Source organism: Bartonella sp. TT110JLCBS, from assembly GCF_042193405.1.
Taxonomy (GTDB): Bacteria; Pseudomonadota; Alphaproteobacteria; order Rhizobiales; family Rhizobiaceae; genus Bartonella.
Genome location: NZ_JBHILT010000210.1, coordinates 1 through 698 on the forward strand (window position 1 = coordinate 1; position 698 = coordinate 698).

Annotated in this window: 2 pseudogenes; both read right to left on the reverse strand. The window is 35.0% G+C overall.

Features of this window, described 5'->3' with window-relative positions:
• Positions 1 to 151, reverse strand: a pseudogene (locus ACFILW_RS10500) (ribonuclease HII); the annotation flags it as partial.
• A gap of 198 nt (positions 152 to 349) precedes the next feature.
• A pseudogene (locus ACFILW_RS10505) lies at positions 350 to 698 on the reverse strand (4-(cytidine 5'-diphospho)-2-C-methyl-D-erythritol kinase); the annotation flags it as partial.

Below are 698 nucleotides of genomic sequence, written 5' to 3' on the forward strand. Positions count from 1 at the left end.
TACGATCTCTATCCAAGATAACGGCTGCTGTTACCACCGGTCCCGCGAGAGGCCCCCGTCCTACTTCATCAACACCGGCTATATGAAAAAAACCCTGTTTTTGCAAATCCAATTCGCACGAAAAATTTGGTTGAAGCGGCAAATTAAACATCTTTGATAAATCACAAATACAACAAACATACAGCTATTTCTGTAGCCTGATCATTTTTTGCAAGCATTACAGTTTTAAATGGCTCTTCAAATATTCTGCGAACTCTTACACAAAAGATAAAAAGCACATTTCTTTGGTTCCCCTCTTTCATTATGTATAATAAAATCATGATGAAATAAAAGCTTTTATATTTATTTATCAAATATTTCCTAAAGTCATGATAGGTTTTACAAACCAATTTGGGTGCATTGATTTGATAAAAAGAGCTGCTTGTTGCGCCGTTTGTTTATTTTTAAAAATGCCAAAGCAAGTTGCTCCCGTTCCAGACATACGGGAAAAAAGAGCTCCACATTCATCTAATATAGATAACACTTCAGCTAACTGAGGTGCTATTTTTAATGCAGGAGAAAAAAGATCATTACGCGTTTCTTGTAAAGCTTTAACCAATGAATCAACACTTTTTAAAGCGTCTGTATTAATTTTTAAAGAAGGATTATGACGCTTCTCTAACGCTTTAAAAACAGTTGGTGTTGAAATCTCTTGTCCA